The organism is Phreatobacter aquiterrae, from assembly GCF_053471285.1.
Genome location: NZ_JBJPHW010000046.1, coordinates 1 through 727, shown reverse-complemented (window position 1 = coordinate 727; position 727 = coordinate 1). Strand labels below are relative to the sequence as shown.

Annotated in this window: 1 pseudogene; it reads right to left on the bottom strand. The window is 63.8% G+C overall.

Going from position 1 to position 727, the window contains the following annotated elements:
* Positions 1-130: 130 nt before the first annotated feature.
* Positions 131-598, bottom strand: a pseudogene (locus ACJ4V0_RS21525) (helix-turn-helix domain-containing protein); the annotation flags it as partial.
* Positions 599-727: the final 129 nt, after the last annotated feature.

The following is a 727-nucleotide window of genomic DNA, read 5'->3' as shown; positions in this document are numbered from 1 at the left end:
GGAAACGCGGCCGCCCCGGCTGCGAAACCCTGGCCAGCTACGCCGGGGCGGCCGCTCGCATCTGCGCCCTCAATGGGGGCCTGCTTTGGACGCGAAATAGGGGTGGCGATTGGAAGCGATTTGACACCAAGCTGGACTCGGTCGGCACGAACGCTGCGTGCTGAAGGCGGCTGGTGGCATCGTCGATGTAGGCGAGGAGGGTGCAAGCCGGCGCCCGATTCTCGAACCAGTGGTGGTTCGAGCCATCAATTTGGATCAGTTCGCCGGTGCGCTCACGGCGATTGCGAGGTTGGTGAACTGAGGGCAGTCGCTTGTTGCGATCAATCCACAGCCCGTCCTCGATCATCCACTTGCGCAGCGTCTCGCGGGAAACGGCGCGACCATGCAGTTCGTCGAGCTTCTCGGCCGCAAACGTCGGACCGAAGTCCGCGTAGCGCTCCTTGACGATCGCCATGGTCAGATCCCTGACCGCCTGGGGAATGCGACGGTTGCTGGGGCGGCCGCGCTTCTTCGACACCAGTGCGGTCGAACCGTTCTCTCGGAACTCCGCCCGAATCCGATAGGCCTGACGCGACCCGACGCCCATTAACGACGCCGCCCGTGACCTGAGACCCTTTTCTCCTCCAGCCTGAGGGAGAGTCCTGAGTTTCGTTTCTGGCCTTAGGCGGCCCGTTTTTCCAGCGTGGATTTCATTGCGAACTCGGCCGGCGGCATGTTGCCGAGCGCC